This is a genomic window from Paraburkholderia ginsengisoli NBRC 100965 (genome assembly GCF_000739735.1).
Taxonomy (GTDB): domain Bacteria; phylum Pseudomonadota; class Gammaproteobacteria; order Burkholderiales; family Burkholderiaceae; genus Paraburkholderia; species Paraburkholderia ginsengisoli.
The window spans coordinates 15,161-33,707 of record NZ_BBJF01000005.1; the positions used below are offsets into that span (position 1 = coordinate 15,161).

Below are 18,547 nucleotides of genomic sequence, written 5' to 3' on the forward strand. Positions count from 1 at the left end.
CGTTGCGTGCAAAAGCCCGCTTTCTCCGGGTAATCACCGACTCACAATGGCCTCGAATCCGCGCTTTTTCGCCCGCGCGGACGGCCTCCGCAGTGACTAAGCAAATTTCTATTGCCCCCGCAGATTTTGAATAACAAAGCGTAGCCGACGGCACTTACACTGCATTCCGAACTCCTGTTGTGAGCCGGTCGCTACCGTGGTCCAGCGGGTCATGCCGTCAAGTCGATCCGTGTTTCGCACCGGCGCTCGACGAATAATTCATTTGGAGACCTTATGAAAGAAGTGATGCTGGTCGGCACCGCCGCCAATCGTCCGAATGCCATTGGTTCGATGTATCGGCTCGAGCCGGGCGGCGAGTGGCAAAAGCTGACCGACTTCCCCGACGACGCGTCCGTGCAGGCGATTACGCCACATCCCGTGCGGCCCGATCTGCTGTTCGCCGCCACGCGCAAAGGCGTATACCGCTCGCAAGACGGCGGCAATTCGTGGACCCGTCTGAACGTGACGGACGAGACGATCCAGTTCTGGACCGTCGTGATTCACCCGACGCGTCCCGACACGCTGTTCGCGGCCGGCGGTCCCGTTAGCATTTATCGCAGCGACGACGGCGGCGACACCTGGCGCAAATGCAAGGCCGATCATCCCGAGCGCTTCAAGATTTCGTTCGGCGACTCGCGCGTGATGCGCATCGCGTTCCACCCGCTGAATCCGGATGTGATGTACGCGGTGGCCGAGATCAACGGCTTTCTCGTCAGCGAAGACGGCGGCGACACATGGCGCGGCGAACCGGAAGGGCTTCTGGCGCTGTCGAAGCTGCCGCATCTGAAAAGCAGAATCGAAACCGACGACGACGCAGAAGGCGTCTTCGATGCCCATTCGGTTTGCACCACGCCAGCCGATCCGGACGCACTGTTCTACATCTGCCGCCTCGGCATTTTCGAAAGCCGCGACAAGGGCAAGACGTTCCGCGATATCGAAGTCGGCAAATTCGCTCCGTTCTCGTACACGCGTGACTGCCGCTTCGTGTGCGACGACCCGAAGAAGATGTACGCGTGCTTCAGCATTTCGTCGCGCAGCAATGCGGGCGCGCTGTATGGCAGCGACGACCTCGGCAAGAGCTGGTATCGCGCCGATGCGCAAGTCGAACCGGCGAGCACGATGCTCGGCTTCGGCCTGCATCCCAGCGACCCGAACGGCGTCATCACCGTGACGCGCGGCGGTCAGGTGTTCTTCACGACCGACGGTTGCCGTAGCTGGACCGAAAAACCTCTGCCGTCCGACGCAGGAGATGCATTCTGCGCGACGATGCTCTAAGCGAACGAAGGATGATCGAACCATGACGGAAAGACTCAACGGCGTCATTCGCGCGCTGCAAACCGGACGACGTATCGCATTCACGTCGTTCATTCAGGCCGAAGTGGAATCGGCGGTGGCGTTCGCGCAGTCGTCGAACGACGGGGTGGTGTTCGAACTCGAACACACGCCCTGGGATATCCGCTCGCTGCGTGAATCGATGCAGTTTCTGCTGCTGCGCGAGCGCATCGCGAAGGCGCAGTCGGTTGCCTGCCAGATGACGCCGCTCGTGCGTATTCCGCCGAGCGGCAGCGAAATGAACCAGTGGTTCGCGAAGCAGGCGCTCGACCTCGGCGCATACGGGATTGTGTGGCCGCGCATCAGCACGCCCGAGGAAGCCTATAACGCGGTCGCCGCGTGCCGCTATCCGCGCCTGAAGAGCGCGCCGCTGTACGAGCCCGCGGGTTTGCGCGGCGATGCGCCGATGCCCGCCGCGAGATATTGGGGCGTCTCGCAACAGGAGTATTACCGCAAGGCGGACGTGTGGCCGCTCGCACCGGACGGCGAGGTACTGGTGGTGCTGATGATCGAGGACACGCGTGCAATCGAAAACCTCGAAACGATCGTCAAGCAGGTGCCCGGCATCGGCGTGCTGCTGATCGGCGAAGGCGATCTGACTCAGGAGCTCGGCTGCCCGCGCCAGTACGACAACCCGGAACTGCTGCGCATGATGGACCACGTGCTCGAAGTGGGGAAGGCCCACGACATTCCGGTCGGCCATCCGCATGTGACCGGCCAGAACGTGAGCCAGGTCATCGCGCAGGGCTACCGTTTCCTGATGACCTACCCGAAGCGCGATTTCTCGGCGCTGGACAAAGGCCTCCAGTTAGCCGGACGCCTCGACAAATAAAGCGGAACGTGGGAGGAGTTATGACAGCAAAACTGTCCATCGTGTTGGGGCAGCACGGACAGGTGCGCGATCTGCGCGACGGCGCGGTCGGTGTCGACGGATTCGAACTGGAGTTCATCGAGAAGAAGCGGATGCCGGACGCGTACCGCGAGATGGCGCGCAGCCAGCCTTACGACATCTGCGAAATGGCGCCGACGTCGTACCTGATGGCGGTCGCGGCGGGCGCGCCGATCACCGCGCTGGCGCTGCCGATGACGCGCCGTTTCCGGCACGCGGGCATGCAGCGGCTGCGTACGTCGACGATTCGTGATCCGAAAGATCTCGAAGGGCGGCGCGCCGGTGTTCGCACCTATTCGGTCACGGCCGCGGTGTGGACGCGCGGCATCTTCGCCGATGAATACGGTCTCGATCCCGACAAGGTGACGTGGATCACCGAAGAGGAAGAGAACGTGCAGAGCTTCGCGACGCCGTCGAACGTGCAGCGGCTCGCGGAAGGTACGTCGCTTGCGGACCTGATGAGGCGGGGCGAACTGGAAGCCGCATTCGGCGGACTCGCGGGAGCGGGCAACGCGCTGGACGACGAACTCGTCGAGATTGTCGAAGATGCGGATGAACGCGAGCGCGACTGGTTTCGCCGTACCGGAATTTATCCGCTGCACGGGATGATCGTGGTGCGCAACGATGTGCTCGAACGGCATCGCGGTCTCGCGCTGGCGCTGTTCGAGGCGTTCACGCAGGCGAAGCAGAACTATCTGGAACGTATTCGCAGCGGTGAGGCGGCCGGCGCGGAGGACATCCGTTATCGGGATCTCGCGCAGTGGGTCGGCGATCCGCTGCCGTACGGATTCGACGAAAACGCGCAATCGCTCGCAGCGCTCGTGCGTTACGCGCATCGACAGCGGTTGATTTCCCATGAGCCGCGTTTGCAGACGGTGTTCCTCGATCCGCGCGTCGCGTCTCGTGAAACGCGCAACAACAGCCAGCACGACACGCCGGCAATGGCGACCCGCACATGAAAGGGACCGACATGACCACGCTCACCGCGATGATGGGCTCGTACAAAAAGACCGCGCTGCTGAAGGACGGCAGCATCTCGTCGCCGCTGCTGCGCCTCGACTTCGCCGATGTCGATACCGCGCAAAAAGCTTTCAAGGACGTGGTGCGCGGATTGAAGTTCGACGTGGCCGAACTCGCCATCGTCACGTTCCTGCAAGCCTATGAGGCCGGCAAACCTTACGTGATATTGCCGTTCGTGATGAACGGCATGTTTCACCACAAGAGCATTCTGTGCCGCGCCGACGACGATCTGAAGCCGCAGGACCTCGCCGGAAAAACCGTCGCGATGCGCTCGTATGCGCAAACCACGCCGACGTGGGTGCGCGGGATTCTGTCCGACGAATATGGCGTCGAACTCGACAAGGTGCGCTGGTTGAGTCAGGAAGGCGCGCACGTCGCCGAATACGCGGACCCCGAGTTCGTCACGCGAATCGATTCGACGTTGAGCCTCGAGGACCTGCTGCGCACTGGCCAGGTCGACGCGATCATCGCCGGCGGCGCGCTGTCGGGCGATCCTGGCATCCGCACGCTGATCCCCGAGCCGAAGGAGGCGGCCGCCGCATGGCACCGCCGCACGAACGTGGTGCCGATCAATCACGTCGTGACGATTCGTAAGGAGGTCGCGGAGTCCCGGATTGACCTCGTGCGCGAAGTGTTCCATATGCTATTGGAGAGCCGCGTCGCGAGCGGCGACCTCGCCAGCGCGAGCGGCCCCGATTTGCAGCCGGCCGGTTTCGACGCGTTGCGCCCGGCACTGGAAACGGTCATCCGGTACGCGTTCGAACAGAAGCTGATTACAAAACGCTATACGGTCGACGAGTTGTACGGGAACGTGGTCAATATCCTGAGCTGACCGTCGAGAAAGAAAGCATACCTGGGAGACAGCGGTGACCTCACCGATCAATGGAATGTCATACGTCAGACTGAGTGCGCCGGACCTCGGCCGCATGCAGGCGTTTCTGGAAGATTTCGGCATGGTGCTCGCGCATCGCGACGCGCAACGCCTCTACATGCGAGGCGTCGGCGAGTCGCCGTTTCTTCACGTCACCGAGTTGGGCGCACCTGGTGCGGTCAGCTTCGGTTACCAGTTGAGCGAGAACGCCGATCTGGCCGCGCTCGCGAAGCTGCCGGGCGCGCACGGCATCGAATCGCCCGACGTGCCGGGCGGCGGACAGCGTGTGCGCTTGCGCGACCCCAACGGTTTCTGGCTCGAACTGGTGACGGGGCAACAGCGCGTCGCCGCATTGCCGCCGCGTGTGCTGGTGCGCGGACCGGATGGCGAAAGCCGTTCGCTCGGCCCGGCGCGGGTCGTGCGCATCGCACACACGGCGTACGCGACGCCGAATCTGGCGGACGTGATCGGCTGGTATCAGCGCACGCTCGGCCTGCTGCCCACCGACGAACTGTTCGTGGGCCAGGCGGACAACGTGATCGGCCAGTTCAATCGTGTCGATCGCGGCGACGAACTCGTCGACCATCACGTGATCTTTCTGTTGCGTGGTCAGCGCGCGGGCATGCACCACGTGTCGTATCAGGTGGAGGGGGTCGACGACATCTTCTTCGGCTATGACCACATGGCGCACCGCGAGCATGACCACGTGCGCGGCATCGGCCGTCACGCGCTCGGCAGCCAGATTTTCAATTACTGGATGAGCCCGTACGAACAGATGCACGAGCACTGGATTTCGCACGAGAAGCTCAATGCGTCGAGCCGCTTCAACCGGATTCAGATCGGCGAGGGTATGAGTTACGACACCGGCGAAAAGCCACCTGAGCGCTTCGTCAAACAGGCGACGCCGATCGTCGAATGGCCGGCGGGAACCGGCTTCTGACTTCGCCGCGCGGCATTGCGGATCAAACACCACGGTAAATCACGATGATTATTGATTGTCATGGGCACTTCACGACAGTGCCGAAAACACTGCACGAATGGCGTCGCCGTCAGCTCGAAAACGGCGGCGGCGTTTACGGCGCGCCGCTCGTCATCTCCGACGACGAACTGCGCGACGCATTGGAGGCGGGCCAATTGAAGGAGCAGCGCGCTCGCGGCCTCGACCTCACGCTGTTCTCGCCGATCGCGGGACAGATGGGTCATCACCTCGGCACGCTGGAGAACAGTATCGAGTGGTCGCGGCTGTGCAACGATCTGATCCATCGGGTCTGCTCGCTGTATCCGGACAATTTCGCGGGTGTTTGCCAGTTGCCGCAATCACCGGGACAGGGGCTCGAAGCATCGGCGCAAGAACTCGAACGCTGCGTCGTGGAGCTGGGGTTCGTCGGCTGCAATCTGAATCCGGACCCGGCTGGCGGCTACTGGACCGACAAGCCGCTGACCGATCGCATCTACTACCCGCTCTACGAGAAGATGGTGGAGCTCGACGTGCCCGCGATGATTCACGTGAGCAGTTCGTGCAATCCGTGTTTCCACCACGTCGGCGCGCACTACCTGAACGGCGATACCACCGCGTTCATGCAGTTGCTGCTCTCGCCGCAACTGTTCAAGGACTTTCCGACGCTGCGCTTCATCATCCCGCACGGCGGCGGCGCGGTGCCGTATCACTGGGGACGCTACCGGGGTCTCGCGCAGGACATGGGTTTCGATCCGTTGGACCAGGGCCTGCTGCAAAACGTGTTCTTCGATACCTGCGTGTATCACCAGGCCGGCATCGACCTGCTCACGAAAGTGATCCCTCATCGCAACATCATCTTCGGCTCGGAGATGATCGGCGCGGTCAAGGGCATCGACCCGGAGACCGGTCATCACTTCGACGACACCGGCCGTTATCTCGCCGCCACGCCCCATCTGTGCGATTGCGACCGGCAGCAGGTATTCGCCGGCAATGCGTTGAGTCTCTATCCGCGACTGAAAGATCGCGTCGCGGCCCGAGCTTGAACGAACTCACGTGAGCTGAACAGTCATCGAAGAAGGAAACGTTATGGATTTGGGAATCGCCGGAAAGAAGGCACTGGTATGCGCATCGTCGCGCGGCCTTGGACTCGCTTGTGCGACCGCACTGGCGCGCGAAGGCTGCGATGTCACGATCAACGGTCGCCATCGCGACGCGCTCGAAAGCGCTGCTGCGCAGATCGAGTCGATCGCGGGACGGCGGCCGCGCATAGTCGTCGCGGACCTGAATACAGAGGAGGGGCGCGCAAGCCTGATCGAAGCATGTGCCGCACCGGACATCCTGATCAACAACAACGCCGGACCGGAGCCGGGCAAGATCGGCGACTGGAGCCGCGAAGACTGGCTCGGCGCGGTCGAGGCAAACATGCTCGCGCCGATCTTCCTGATCAAGGCCTACGTGCCGGGTATGCGCGAGCGGCGCTTCGGACGCATCGTCAACATCACGTCCGCGATGGTCAAGTCGCCGAGCGCGATGATGGGCCTGTCCGCCGCCGTGCGCGCGGCGCTCACCGCGCTCAGTAAATCGGTGCAGCGCGACAGCGTGGTCGACAACGTGACGATCAACAACATGCTGCCGGAGCGCTTCGACACCGACCGTCAACAATACATGGCGGAGCGGATGGTGAAGAAGGACGGCATCACGGTGGTCGAAGCGAAGCAGCGGATCGCCGCGACGATTGCCGCCAAACGCCTCGGCGATCCGATGGAATTCGGCGACGCATGCGCGTTCCTGTGCAGCGCGCAGGCCGGCTACATCTCGGGACAGAACTTGCAACTGGACGGCGGCTCGTACGCGGGCCTGGTCTAACGGAGAAAACGAAGTGAAATATTCCAGCTTTGAAATCGACGGACGCACCACCTACGGCATCGTCGTCGGCAATGGCGTGGTGGATCTCGGCAAGCGCTTCGGCAACGAATACGCGGACCTGAAGGCGCTGGTCGCGGCGGGCTTTCCGCCGCACGTGGCGGCCGCCGCGTCGGAGCCCGCCGACTATCCGCTCGACCGCATCAGTTTTCTACCGCCGATCGCGGCGCCGGTTCACATCTGGTGCCTCGCGCTGAACTACGCCGAGCATCACAACGAAGTGCAAAGCGCCGGGCGCGTGCAGGAACTGCCGAAGTCTCCGGCGTTGTTCGCGCGCGCCGCCGACTCGCTGGTCGGTCACGGCCAGACGCTGCTGCATCCGGGCGTGAGCGAGCAGTTCGACTTCGAGGGCGAACTGGTCGTCGTGATCGGCAAGCCGGGTTATCGGATCAAGGCGGAGGAGGCCTTCGAACATATTGCCGGCTTTACAATCATGAACGAAGGCAGTGTGCGCGACTGGCAATTCCACACGCGGCAGATCACGCCCGGTAAGAACTTTTACCGCAGCGGCTCGATCGGCCCGTGGATCGTACCGCGCCGCGAGATCGAAGACGTCGAACAATTGCGCATCAGGACCACGCTGAACGGCGAAGTGATGCAGGACGAGTCCGTCAGCGCGATGATCCACAAGATCCCGCGTTTCATCGAATACGTGTCGACCATCGCGCCGCTGTACCCCGGCGACATCCTTGCGACGGGCACGCCGAGCGGCGTCGGTTTCTCGCGTACGCCGCCGGTTTTCATGAAAGTGGGCGACGTATGCGAGATTTCGATCGACAGGATCGGGACACTGCGCAACGAGGTCGCTGAGGAATAGCACCGTTCAGGCCGCCCGGGCCGCGACGGAACGTGACGAATTTTTCACCCAGGCATTGCGATGCGACGAATCGAGACCACGGTGTCTGAGAAAGACCTGCCCAGCATCTGGCAACTGCGGGTCTTCGAGTCTGTCGCGCGCCACGAAAACGTCACGCAGGCGTCGCAGGAGCTGCTGCGCTCGCAGCCGGCCACCACATCGTGCGTCGCGGCGCTGGAGGGCATCCTGGGCGTCGGGCTGTTCGAACGTTCGCCGACCGGCACGTATCTGACGCCGGTCGGCGTCGCCGCACTGGTCCGCACGCGCAAGATTCTGCAATTCGCCGAGGAGGCCGCGCAACTGGTCGGCAGCACGCGCAAGGTGTCGCCGCTCGCGTTGGCGAGCAGCATCACGCGCACGCAGATGCGTTGCCTGATTGCGATCGAGGAGTGCGGTTCGTTTCGCGCGGCCGCGCGGATGCTCGGTATTACCGAGGCCTCGTTGCAGCGCGCGGCGCGCACGCTCGAACAGAACCTGGGCGGGCAGTTATATCGGCAGACGTCGTCGGGCATCAACACGACGGAAACCGGCACCGAGTTCGCGCGGCGTCTGAAACTCGTGTCGAGCCAGATCGCGGCGCTGGTCGAAACGGTCAACGCGTACGAGTTTCCGAAGGAACGCACGGTCACCATCGGTGTGCTGCTGCTCGATCCGACCATTCTGATCGTCAACGCGATCCGCTCGCTCACCGCCCAGTTTCCGGATGCGCGCGTCGTCGTGCTGAGCGGCACTTACGAGACCTTGCTCAACAAGCTGCTGCGCGGCGAGATCGATTTCATGCTCGGTTTGCTGAAGCAGCCGGGTAAGGCGTTCGACTTTGTCGAAGAGCCGCTGTATCACGAGAGATATTGCGTGGTGGCGAGCCGCGAGCATCCGTTGACGCGGCAGAACGTCATCACCGTGGATCAGTTGACGCGCTATCAATGGGTGCTGCCGCCCAAGGGGTCGCCGCGCCGCGAGGCCTACGAACATATCTTCGCCGAAACCACGCCGCCGGCGGCGAGCATCGAAACCTACTCGCTGTCGACGATCCGCATCACGCTGTACGACGCGGAAATGCTGACGGTGCTGAGTTGGACCGAGGTGCTCAGCGAACGGCGCTTCGGCTTCATCGCGCCGCTGCCGGTCGATGTGCCGTGGGACGGTCCGATCGTCGGCATCACGACGAAACGCGACTGGAAGCCGAACGACGTGCAGGCGGCGTTTTTGCACCATCTGAAGAGGAATGCGACGGCTATTGCCGGAGAGTCGGGTGACGAGTCGATGGCCGGATTGCAGACATTGCCGGCATCGCCCGTAAAACTCAAGCCGCCAGGCCGCAAGCCGCGTTCCTGACTTTGCATGGCCCCAAACGCGATGGTGAATCGGTCCAGGCAGAACGATTAGTCATGCGAAATAAAGCAACGAACGATGGAGACGGAGACAACCATGCTTCAAATCAATAGTGGGCGCAGCCCGTTCCAGGAACAGACCCGGCTATCGGGCAATCAGCGACTACTGCTGGGGCTGGTCGGCGTCGGCAGCATGCTGGAGTTCTGGGACGCTTATCTGATCGGCTTCATCATGGCGTATCTGATCAAGCCGTGGGGACTGACGTACGGGATCATGGGCGCGGTGCTGTTGTCGTCGGGCGCAGGCGCGATCGTCGGCGGTGTCGTGTGGGGCAGCATGGCGGATCGCTTCGGCCGCAAACCGGTGTTCGTGATTTCGCTGCTGCTGCTCGCGGCGGCCAGCGTGGGCCTCGCATTCACGCCGGAGCACGGCTGGATTTACATGGCCGCGTTGCGTGTCGTGATCGGCTTCTGCACGGCGGGCTACTTCATCCAGATCGCGCTGGTGCACGAGTTCACGCCGCCGCGGCGGCGCGGCATGCTGACCGGCATCGTCTCCGCGATCACAACAGGCGGTCTGTTGCTCGGCGCGTTCAGCGGCGCATACGTGATTCCGGCAATCGGCTGGCGCTGGACCTTCGCGTTGGGCGCGGCGCCCGCGGTGATCGCGTTGATCGGCGCCGCGTATATCCCGGAGTCGCCGCGGTGGCTCAGCCTGCAAGGGCGCGAGAAGGACGCGCGCCGCTCGATTGCCTGGGCGCTCGGCAGCGCGTCGTTCGAAGATCAGATCGATGCGCCGCAACCGGTGCCGTCGAAAGGTTGGTTCGAGTTGCTGCGTTGTCCACGCAGCGTGATCACGGCGACGTTGATCAACATCGGATTGATCGCCGGCTACTACGGCATCGTGTTGTGGGCGCCGACGCTGCTCGCGCAGATCCAGCAGTTCTCGCCCGCAACCGCGGCAAAAACGATGATCGGCTTCAGCCTGCTCGGCATGCTCGCGCGACTCTCGGCCGCGTCGCTCGCGGACCGCATCGGCCGTCGCAAGACGGGTGGCTACTTTGCGATCGCGGCAGCCGCCGCGTTGCTGGCGGCGGGGTATATCGGGCATGGCGATCTGCTGACGCCATCGCTCTTCTGGGCGCCGTTGCTGCTCGCATTCATCTTCGCCGACGGCAGCTTTGCGGTTTGCGCCGCGTATTCGACGGAAATCTGGCCGTCGCGCTTGCGCGGCACCGGCTCCGGCTACGCGGGGCTCACCGGCTCGATCGGCAAGATTCTCGGGCCGCTCGGTCTCGCGATGACCGCGGGCTCCAGCAATGTCGTGATGCCGTCGGCGACCGTCAACGTGATCGTCCCCGCGTTTCAGTTCCTCGCGTTCTGCCTGCTGGTGTGCGGCCTCACGTATCTGACCATCGGCATCGAAGCGCGCGGCAAAGCGCTTGAATCGATGGACAACGCCAGCGACGAGTCGCGCGCAACGAGCCCGGCTCCCGAGTACAGCAAAAACGGATGACCCCGGCAGTTTTTCGATTGGGCCTGCAAAGCGCAAGCCCATAGACTGGCTTCACCGGTCGAAGCGAACAGAGCAAAGCACGCAAACACCACTACGCAGAACAGAACGGAGACGAGAGGAACAGATGAAGAAATTGCGTGTAGGGATGATTGTCCCGTCGTTGAACACCATCGCCGAAGACGACTTCCGCAGCTATTGCCCGGACGACGTGGCGTATCACGTGCACCGCATTCGTCTGCGCAAGGATTCAGGGCGCGTGACGATGGACAGCCTCACGCGCGCCTACCTCGAAGCGACCGACGAGGCCGGTTATCTGAAAGACCTGTCGCCCGATGCGATCGCGTTCAACTGTACGGGCGCGAGCGTCGCCAACGGCAAGGACTGCGACGCCCGGCTCGCGCAGCGCATGTCGGAAGCGCTGCACATCCCCTCGACCAACACGATGGTCGCGATCAAGCAGGCGCTCAACGCGCTGAACGCCGACGCGATTCTGCACGTATGCCCGTTCAGCGACGAATTCTCGCGCGTCGAACGGCAGTCGCTGCTCGACTCGGGGTTCAACGTATTGCGCACGGTCTCGCTGGGTTTCACCGATGCGAAAGCTGCCGCGCAGATGGAGCCGGCCGAGATCGCGCGAGTGGTGCGTCAGCAGGTCGACGGCGACACGCGCGCGGTGCTGCTGTCGTGCGCGAACGTGCGCGCGTTCGAAGCCGCCGACGAGCTGGAGCGCGCGCTCGACCTGCCGGTCGTCACGAGCAATCAGGCGATGTTGTGGTCGGTGCTGAACGCGGCGGGCTGGCGCGGCGAAATCCGTGGTGCGGGCCGGCTGTTTCGCGGCCAGTAACGCGCAGGGCATCCGCTACCTCAACGACCAACCGACACACTGACGACGAACTTCCATGCCGATCGTAGACGCACAAGTCCATGCCTGGTCCAACGGTGTATCGACCGGGCACCATCGACGCACGCCGATCACCGGCGAAGTCCTCAAGGCGGAAATGGCGCAGGCGGGCGTCGACCGCGCGCTGCTCGTGCCGCCGCTGTGGGACCCGGACGGCAACGCCTATTCACTAGCACTCGCCGAAGCCGAGCCGCAACGTTTCGCGGTGATGGGCCTGCTCGACAGCCGCCTCGACAATCCTGACCGGCTGTTGCGCACGTGGCGCGAACAACCGGCCATGCGCGGCATCCGTTTTCTGTTCAACACGAAGGAGCGGCTCGCGCCGCTGCTCGACGGCGAGCTGGACGGCCTCTGGCCGATCGCCGAAGAGACCGGCCTCGTGGTTGCGCTGCTGGTGCCGAACGCGCTGCATATCGTGGACGATCTCGCGCGGCGTCATCCGCAGATGCGGATCATCGTCGATCACCTCGGCGTGCCGCGCGGCGCATCCGGTCCCGGCGCGTTCGATCATTTGCCCGCGCTGCTGGCGCTCGCGGAGCATCCGAACGTGCATGTGAAGGCGGCCGGCGTCGGCGATTACGCGCTCGACCCGTACCCGTTCCGTTCACTGGACGGCACGCTGCGCCGCGTATTCGACGCGTTCGGCGCGGAGCGGATCGTGTGGGCGAGCGAACTGTCGAGGTTGCATCATCCGTACCGCCAATGTGTGACGCACTTCAGCGAGACCTTGTCGTGGCTCGCGCCCGCGGATCGCGATCTGATCATGGGCGGCAATTTGTGCCGACTGCTTGAGTGGGGATAACGCTAGTGCGGCGAGCGGGGCTTTATATAGAAGAATAACGAGCACAAAAAATCAGGCGAATTTTCAGGAGACAACCATGCTTTCCCCAGGCAGCTGGCCTTGCATCATTCTGCTGTACATCTACGGGACCGTCGCGACCTCGCTCGTTACGCAATCCGTTCCCGTCATTGGCGACATCGCAAAGTATTTCAATCTGTCGCACGCGAACGCCGGCTGGGTCATCTCCATTCCGTCGCTGATCACCGCAATTGCCGCGTTGTTCGGCGGCTGGCTGGTCGACCGGATCGGCGACAAGCGCGTCATTTTCGGCGGCTCGCTGTTTGCGCTGGTCGGCAATCTGGTGGTGGTCGGTGCGCACGATGTGACGACGCTGTTCATCGGCCGCCTGCTGCAAGGCGTCGGCTATCTGTCGCTGACGGTCGGCGCGGTCACGCTGATCATGCGCACGACGACCGGCTCACGACGCAGCATCGCGCTGGGTCTGTGGACTTCGCATACGGCAGTCGGCATCGGTCTGACGCTGAGCATCGTCGCGCCGCTCGCACAGCACGGCGAAATGTGGCGCTGGGCGTTCGGCGGCCACGCGATCCTGATGGCGCTGCTCGCTTGCGCGGTCGTGCTGCTGCCGGCCAAGCAGGCCAATCTGCAAAGCCGCCGGCTGGCCGACATCTGGCTGGTGGTGAAAAGCCCGCGGCCGTATCGCGTGGCGCTCGCATCGGGCGCCTCCGCGTTCATCCAGACGGGGATCATGGCGGCCCTCACGGTCTATATGTCGCGGCGTTACGCGATTCCGATTCCGGCGGCGGCAGGCATCGGCACGTTGGCTGAAGTGTTCGTCGCGTGCGCTTGCCTGAGCGTCGGCTATTTGCTGAAAGCGGGCGTGCGCGGCGGGCGGCTCGCGATCGTCGGCGGCGTCGTGATGTTGTGCGGCGGTGTCGCACTGTATCTGCCGATGGTCGGGCTGGTCGCGGCAATCGTGGCGGTCTGCGTGTTCTCGCTGGGGATCGGCACGGTCAACGGCTACATCTGGACGCTGGTGCCGTCGTCGTCACCGAGCGTCGCGAGCCTCGGCGCAACCAGCGGGCTCGTCGCACAGGCCACGTATCTCGGCGTGCTGCTCGGACCGCCGGCAATCTTTGCGAGCTTCTATGAAGGGGGCTGGACGATTCGCATCGGCCTGGTAGTGGTCGCCGTCGTGTTGCAACTCGCGCCGATTCTCGGCTGGGGCCGTCCGGAAAGCAACGAGGAACGGCGCCCCGGCTCGGCGCAAGCGCTCGGGCCGAACTGACTGAACTGAATGAACCTGACCGGGGGCACGGGCGCGTAGCCGGTCGCGCGCGCCCGTCCGCGATCGCAGGCGGGGAACGAAAAGCGGTGACGGCAACGCGGAAACCATCCGGCAAAAGCGGCTAGCAGACAGGAAGCATGCACAAAGCAGGCAGGCAACCGGCAGAACGGAACGTGCGAACCGCTCTGTGCTTGACCGAGTAGATTCGGCAATCAATAACAATTAGCGATACTAATGAAGGAGACATCATGAAGGTTTGGAGGTTGGCACGGAAGACGGCGGGGCGCGCGGGGCTAGTGGCCGTGCTGGGCGCGGCGGGCATCGGCTGCGCACATGCGCAGAGCAGCGTCACGCTGTACGGGATCATCTCGACCGGGATCGAATACGTGAGCAACGTGAAGGGTTCGCACCTGTTCGCGCTTGCCAACGGCGGGATGATGCCGCCGCGCTGGGGTTTGCGCGGCGACGAAGATCTCGGCGGCGGCACGCATGCGATCTTCACGCTGGAGAATGGCTTTTCGATCACCAACGGTGCGATGCTCGGCGGCATGTTCGGACGCCAGGCGTTCGTCGGTCTGAACAACCCGCACTACGGCACGATCACAGCAGGCCGTCAGTATGAAGAGATGACGAACAGTCTCTGGTGGGCCGAATCCGCGAATCTGTTCGCGGGTTTCGGCGCGCACATCGGCGACAACGACAACATGTTCTTCACGAACCGTTTCAACAACTCGGTCCGGTACGTGTCGCCGACGTTCGCCGGACTGACGTTCGCGGGCAGCTTCGCGCTGTCGAACTCGACGCAGTTCTCGAACAACAATGGCTTCAGCGGCAGCGTGAACTATGCGAGCGGACCGTTGAAGCTCGGCGCGGCTTTCACACAGTTCAACCGGCGCAGCAACGCGACGCCGTCGAACCTGACAAGCGGCGCGGTCGACAGCACGGGTTGGGGTTTCAGTTCGCCATTTGTGGTCAGCCCGACCGGCGCGGGCACGGACCAGCAGCGCATTTTCGGTGTGGGAGCCAGCTACGACTTCGGCTTCGTCAACGTGCTGGCGAGCTATTCAAACGTACTGTTCAACTACTCGGATACGTCGGGGCTGCGGCTGCAAAACGGCGAACTCGGTGTGTATAAGCGCTTCACGCCCGCGTGGCTCGTCGGCGTGTCGTACGTGTACACGGCCGGCGATTATTCCGGCGGCCGTTCACCGCACTACAACCAGGTGACGCTGGCTACCGATTACCTGCTCTCGAAGCGCACCGATCTGTTCCTCACGGGTATCTATCAGCGCGCGAGCGGCCAGGGCGCGTTTGCACAGATCTACACGACGACGGCGTCGAGCAGCCATTCGCAAACGCTGGTGCAAGCGGGTATCCGGCATCGTTTCTGAGCCGGTTGCGTACGAGTGACGAGGCGGTCGCGGGAGCATAAGGAGAGCCTGAGAACACGCGGCACAGGTGTCGTGCCGCGCTGTTCCAGCGACCTGGTTCGCTCCTGCTTTTCTAGGCACCCGTTTTCAGCAGCACCGGGTCGTTGCGATACAACTCGGGGAACATGCGCTTCAGGCCGCTCACCTTCGGCAGATCGTTGATCGCGATATACGGATAGTCGGGATGCAGCGCGAGGAAGTTCTGGTGATAGTTCTCCGCCGGATAGAAGCCCTTGAAGTCCTCGACCCGCGTGACGATCGGCCCTGAAAACACATGCGCGTTGTTCAATTGCGCGATATACGCGGTCGCGACGCCGCGCTGCTGCGCATTGGCGGGGAAAATCGCCGAACGGTATTGCGTGCCGTGGTCGGGGCCCTGGTAGTTCAACTCGGTGGGATCGTGCGCGACCGAGAAGAAGATTTGCAACAGACGTCCATAGCTGATCTGTGTCGGGTCGTATGTGATCTGCACGGACTCCGCGTGTCCGGTGTCGCCGTCGCTGACGGTTTCATAGTGCGCGGTGCCGGCCGCGCCGCCCGCATAACCGGCTGCGACCTGCTTCACGCCCCGCACGTGTTCAAATACGCCTTGCACGCCCCAGAAGCAGCCGCCCGCGAACACCGCCGTTTCGCTATGCGTCGCCGCGGGCTGTTCGTCCTGCGCGGGCGGTGGGATTTTCGTAGCCGCTTCGGCCGAATGCGCGATCCGCTGCGCGGCCAGCACGCTCCCCGCAATGGCGACACAAGCGGCGATTCGCGCGAGGGTCGAGCGTTTGCGCAACGGTGCCTTAATGACGGATGTCGTGTTCATGATGCCGTTCCTCGAAGAGTCATGGATGGTCGTTGATTGATGACGCACGGCTCGCATCAGCCGAACGTGAACGCGTAGGCCTGCACGCCCGGATCGAGAAACTCGATCGAGAATGTGTGGTCCTTCACGTCGCCGGTTTGGCGCACGAGCTGGTAAAGGCGCTGTTCGGTGACGATGCCGCTGCCGTCGGCGGCGGTGTCCGCGCCGTGGGCCGCCCCGGGCGCCGCGCCATCGACGCTCACCCGAAAGCGCACCGGCTTGCCGTTCGCGCCGGGGCCGAGCACGAGGTGCAGATCGCGCGCATGAAAGCGATAGACGATGCGCCCGTGCGCCGCCGCGAGGTTCGCGCTCTCGGCGCCGACCGTCCACGCGCCCGCCAGTCCCCATTCGTTGACGGCGGGCCGTGACGGCGCCGCGTACGTGTGCAGCGTGTCCTGCGCTGCGCCGCCGGGCGACGCGAAATTGTCCGCGCGCTGATAGCCGACGTAGGTTTCGGGCGATTGCAGATCGGCGTTGTCGGCCGCTGCCTGCACGCCTTGCGCGCTCATCCCCGCGATGCCGAGCGAGACCTTCGTCGCGTTCGCATGTCCCGCTTCGGCGAGCAGTTGCTGAATCACCTTCTCCGATTCCGCGTAGTCGCCTTCGCCGAAATGGTGGTAGCGGATCTGCCCTTGCGCATCGACGAAATAGTGCGCGGGCCAGTACTGGTTGTTGAACGCACGCCAGATCGCGTAGTTGTTGTCGATCGCCACCGGGTAGTCGACGCCCAGGTCGTGCGTGGCCTTCTTCACGTTGTCGATGTTGCGTTCGAACGCGAACTCCGGCGCATGCACGCCGATCACGACGAGCCCCTGATCCTTGTACTTCTGCGCCCACGCTTTCACGTACGGCAGGGAACGCAGGCAGTTGATGCACGAGTAAGTCCAGAAGTCGACCAGTACGACTTTGCCGCGCAAGGCTTCGGTAGTCAGCGGCGGCGAATTCAGCCATTGAACCGCGCCGTTCAACGACGGCAGCGCGCCTTCGACGGGCAACGGCGCGGCGTCGGATGCGCTCGAGTTGGCAGTCGTTTTGGACTCCGCATTGCCATCGGCATTGGCATCGGCCGCCGCGATTGCCGGCGCGTTGGCGCGCATCATCGCGCCGCCGGCATCTGCGGCCACCGGCTGTGTCCGCGCCGACCCAGGCGAGAGCCGGTCCACCAGCTTCTGTTCGAGACCACCGGTGGCGACCGTCGACACCCGCGCCAGCACGCCGGTGTCGAGACCGAGCGAGATCGCCACGACGCCGAGCAGCATCGCCGCGCCGATCCCCCGGCGAATCCATTCGCCTGCGCCGAGCGAGCGCTTCATCGCCGTGAACACGCGGCCGCCGATCAGCAGCGCCACCGCGAGAGACGTCGCCGCGCCCGCCGCATAGGCTACGAGCAGCAGCGTCGTACCGACGCTCGCGCCGCGCAGCGCGGCGCCGGTCAGCACCAGCCCGAGGATCGGACCGGCGCACGGCGCCCACAGCAAACCGGTCGCGATGCCGAGCAGAAACGACGAGCCTGCGCGAACCTGCTGGCCGTCCGCCTGCGCGAAGTTCGACAGCCGGTTGCCCGCGCTGACGAACGGGCGCATCAGATGATCGGCGAAACGCGGCAGCAACAGCGTCAGGCCGAACACGGCGAGCAGCGCGACGGCGAGCCAGCGGCCATACTGATTGGCCTGCGTGACCCAGCCGCCGCCGACCGCCGCGAGCGTCGCGACGAGCGCGAACGTGAGCGCCATGCCGGCGAGCAGCGGCAGGCCGCTGCGGACGAAGGGCTGATCGGCGCGTGCGAAGACGAACGGCAGCACCGGCAGAATGCACGGACTGAGGATCGTGAGGGCGCCGCCGAGGTAGGCGAGAACGATGAGTAGCATGGCGATTCCGGACGTGAAAGTGATGGTTCAGCGCGAGCGCGCGGGCTCAGGCGGCAGCCGGCGTAAAGGTCATCGCGACGCCGTTCATGCAGTGGCGCAGCCCGGTCGGTCGCGGACCGTCGTCGAACACATGGCCGAGGTGGCCGCCGCAACGCCGGCAATGCACCTCCGTGCGCGACACGCCGAACGAGCGGTCGTCGCGCGTTGCCACCGCGTGATCGAGCGGCGCCCAGAAACTCGGCCAGCCGGTCTGGCTGTCGAACTTCGTGCGCGACGCGAACAGATCGAGCCGACATCCCGCGCACGCGAACACGCCATTGCGATGCTCGTCGTTCAGCGGACTGCTGTACGGCCGCTCGGTGCCTTCGTGGCGAAGTACGGCATACTGGGCCGGCGTCAGCGACTGACGCCATTGCGCGTCGGTGCGGGTGATTTCGAAGCCGCCGTCCGGCGTGCCGGCATCACCGGGGGCGGCGGCGGGCGCGGCGGCCAGCAGCCGCCGGCGGCCCGTGACGGCCAGCGCGGCAAGCGCCGCCGCGCCGGAAAAGAGGAAGCGCCTTCTGCATTGCATGATGAGCCCCTTGATGCGCGGTTCGCGCGAGGTTGCTGAAAGTGGCCTCATCGTAGGGCGGCGCCGGTGTCGAAGTCCTCACGAAAAGTTAAATTAAATGTG

At 64.0% G+C, this 18,547-nt stretch carries 17 protein-coding genes; 14 read left to right on the forward strand and 3 right to left on the reverse strand.

The window, feature by feature from the left end; genetic code table 11:
* Positions 1-273: 273 nt before the first annotated feature.
* The 14 genes from BGI01S_RS09350 (at position 274) to BGI01S_RS09415 (ending at position 15,117) form a co-directional block, all read left to right on the forward strand.
* The gene (locus tag BGI01S_RS09350) at positions 274-1,314 is read left to right on the forward strand and encodes a hypothetical protein (protein ID WP_042324632.1); all 1,041 of its coding nucleotides are present in this window, start codon (positions 274-276) and stop codon (positions 1,312-1,314) included.
* Between the two features lie 22 nt (positions 1,315-1,336).
* Positions 1,337-2,203: an HpcH/HpaI aldolase family protein gene (locus BGI01S_RS09355; protein ID WP_042324635.1), complete on the forward strand. Its 867-nt coding sequence runs from the start codon at positions 1,337-1,339 to the stop codon at positions 2,201-2,203.
* 20 nt (positions 2,204-2,223) lie between these two features.
* On the forward strand, positions 2,224-3,219 hold the full coding sequence (locus BGI01S_RS09360; protein ID WP_052400441.1) for an ABC transporter substrate-binding protein: 996 nt from the start codon (positions 2,224-2,226) through the stop codon (positions 3,217-3,219).
* Positions 3,216-4,112: a substrate-binding domain-containing protein gene (locus tag BGI01S_RS09365; RefSeq protein WP_052400442.1), complete on the forward strand. Its 897-nt coding sequence runs from the start codon at positions 3,216-3,218 to the stop codon at positions 4,110-4,112. Before BGI01S_RS09360 ends, BGI01S_RS09365 begins: the two co-directional genes overlap by 4 nt.
* Before the next feature lie 55 nt (positions 4,113-4,167).
* A complete protein-coding gene (locus BGI01S_RS09370; protein ID WP_042324638.1) occupies positions 4,168-5,091 on the forward strand; it encodes a VOC family protein in 924 nt (307 codons plus the stop codon).
* A 44-nt stretch (positions 5,092-5,135) separates the two neighbouring features.
* Positions 5,136-6,152, forward strand: coding sequence for an amidohydrolase family protein (locus tag BGI01S_RS09375; protein WP_042324640.1), 1,017 nt, complete (start codon positions 5,136-5,138; stop codon positions 6,150-6,152).
* A gap of 43 nt (positions 6,153-6,195) precedes the next feature.
* On the forward strand, positions 6,196-6,975 hold the full coding sequence (locus tag BGI01S_RS09380; RefSeq protein ID WP_042324642.1) for an SDR family oxidoreductase: 780 nt from the start codon (positions 6,196-6,198) through the stop codon (positions 6,973-6,975).
* Between the two features lie 13 nt (positions 6,976-6,988).
* Positions 6,989-7,849: a fumarylacetoacetate hydrolase family protein gene (locus tag BGI01S_RS09385; protein WP_042324643.1), complete on the forward strand. Its 861-nt coding sequence runs from the start codon at positions 6,989-6,991 to the stop codon at positions 7,847-7,849.
* 81 nt (positions 7,850-7,930) lie between these two features.
* Positions 7,931-9,223 (forward strand): LysR family transcriptional regulator, encoded by a 1,293-nt coding sequence (locus tag BGI01S_RS09390; RefSeq protein WP_167335640.1) that lies wholly within the window; start codon positions 7,931-7,933, stop codon positions 9,221-9,223.
* 93 nt (positions 9,224-9,316) lie between these two features.
* Positions 9,317-10,735 carry an MFS transporter gene (locus BGI01S_RS09395; protein ID WP_042324647.1) on the forward strand — a complete coding sequence of 473 codons (1,419 nt, stop codon included), beginning with the start codon at positions 9,317-9,319 and terminating at the stop codon, positions 10,733-10,735.
* Positions 10,736-10,859: 124 nt separating this feature from the next.
* Entirely contained in the window at positions 10,860-11,579 is a 720-nt protein-coding gene (locus BGI01S_RS09400; protein ID WP_157004149.1) for a maleate cis-trans isomerase family protein, read from the forward strand.
* 55 nt (positions 11,580-11,634) lie between these two features.
* Positions 11,635-12,438 carry an amidohydrolase family protein gene (locus BGI01S_RS09405; RefSeq protein ID WP_042324651.1) on the forward strand — a complete coding sequence of 268 codons (804 nt, stop codon included), beginning with the start codon at positions 11,635-11,637 and terminating at the stop codon, positions 12,436-12,438.
* Positions 12,439-12,514: 76 nt separating this feature from the next.
* Complete coding sequence (locus BGI01S_RS09410) at positions 12,515-13,726, forward strand: MFS transporter (RefSeq protein ID WP_042324652.1); 1,212 nt, start codon at positions 12,515-12,517, stop codon at positions 13,724-13,726.
* A gap of 248 nt (positions 13,727-13,974) precedes the next feature.
* Positions 13,975-15,117: a porin gene (locus BGI01S_RS09415; RefSeq protein WP_042324654.1), complete on the forward strand. Its 1,143-nt coding sequence runs from the start codon at positions 13,975-13,977 to the stop codon at positions 15,115-15,117.
* Between the two features lie 112 nt (positions 15,118-15,229).
* Here the strand turns inward: BGI01S_RS09415 and msrA are convergent, their stop codons facing one another.
* The 3 genes from msrA to msrB are packed head-to-tail and all read right to left on the reverse strand — an operon-like array spanning position 15,230 to position 18,445.
* On the reverse strand, positions 15,230-15,967 hold the full coding sequence (gene msrA, locus BGI01S_RS09420) for a peptide-methionine (S)-S-oxide reductase MsrA (RefSeq protein ID WP_042324656.1): 738 nt from the start codon (positions 15,965-15,967) through the stop codon (positions 15,230-15,232).
* A 56-nt stretch (positions 15,968-16,023) separates the two neighbouring features.
* Positions 16,024-17,874, reverse strand: a complete 1,851-nt coding sequence (locus BGI01S_RS09425; RefSeq protein ID WP_042324658.1) for a cytochrome c biogenesis protein DipZ — start codon at positions 17,872-17,874, stop codon at positions 16,024-16,026.
* A 46-nt stretch (positions 17,875-17,920) separates the two neighbouring features.
* The gene (gene msrB / locus BGI01S_RS09430; protein ID WP_042324660.1) at positions 17,921-18,445 is read right to left on the reverse strand and encodes a peptide-methionine (R)-S-oxide reductase MsrB; all 525 of its coding nucleotides are present in this window, start codon (positions 18,443-18,445) and stop codon (positions 17,921-17,923) included.
* Positions 18,446-18,547 lie beyond the last annotated feature (102 nt).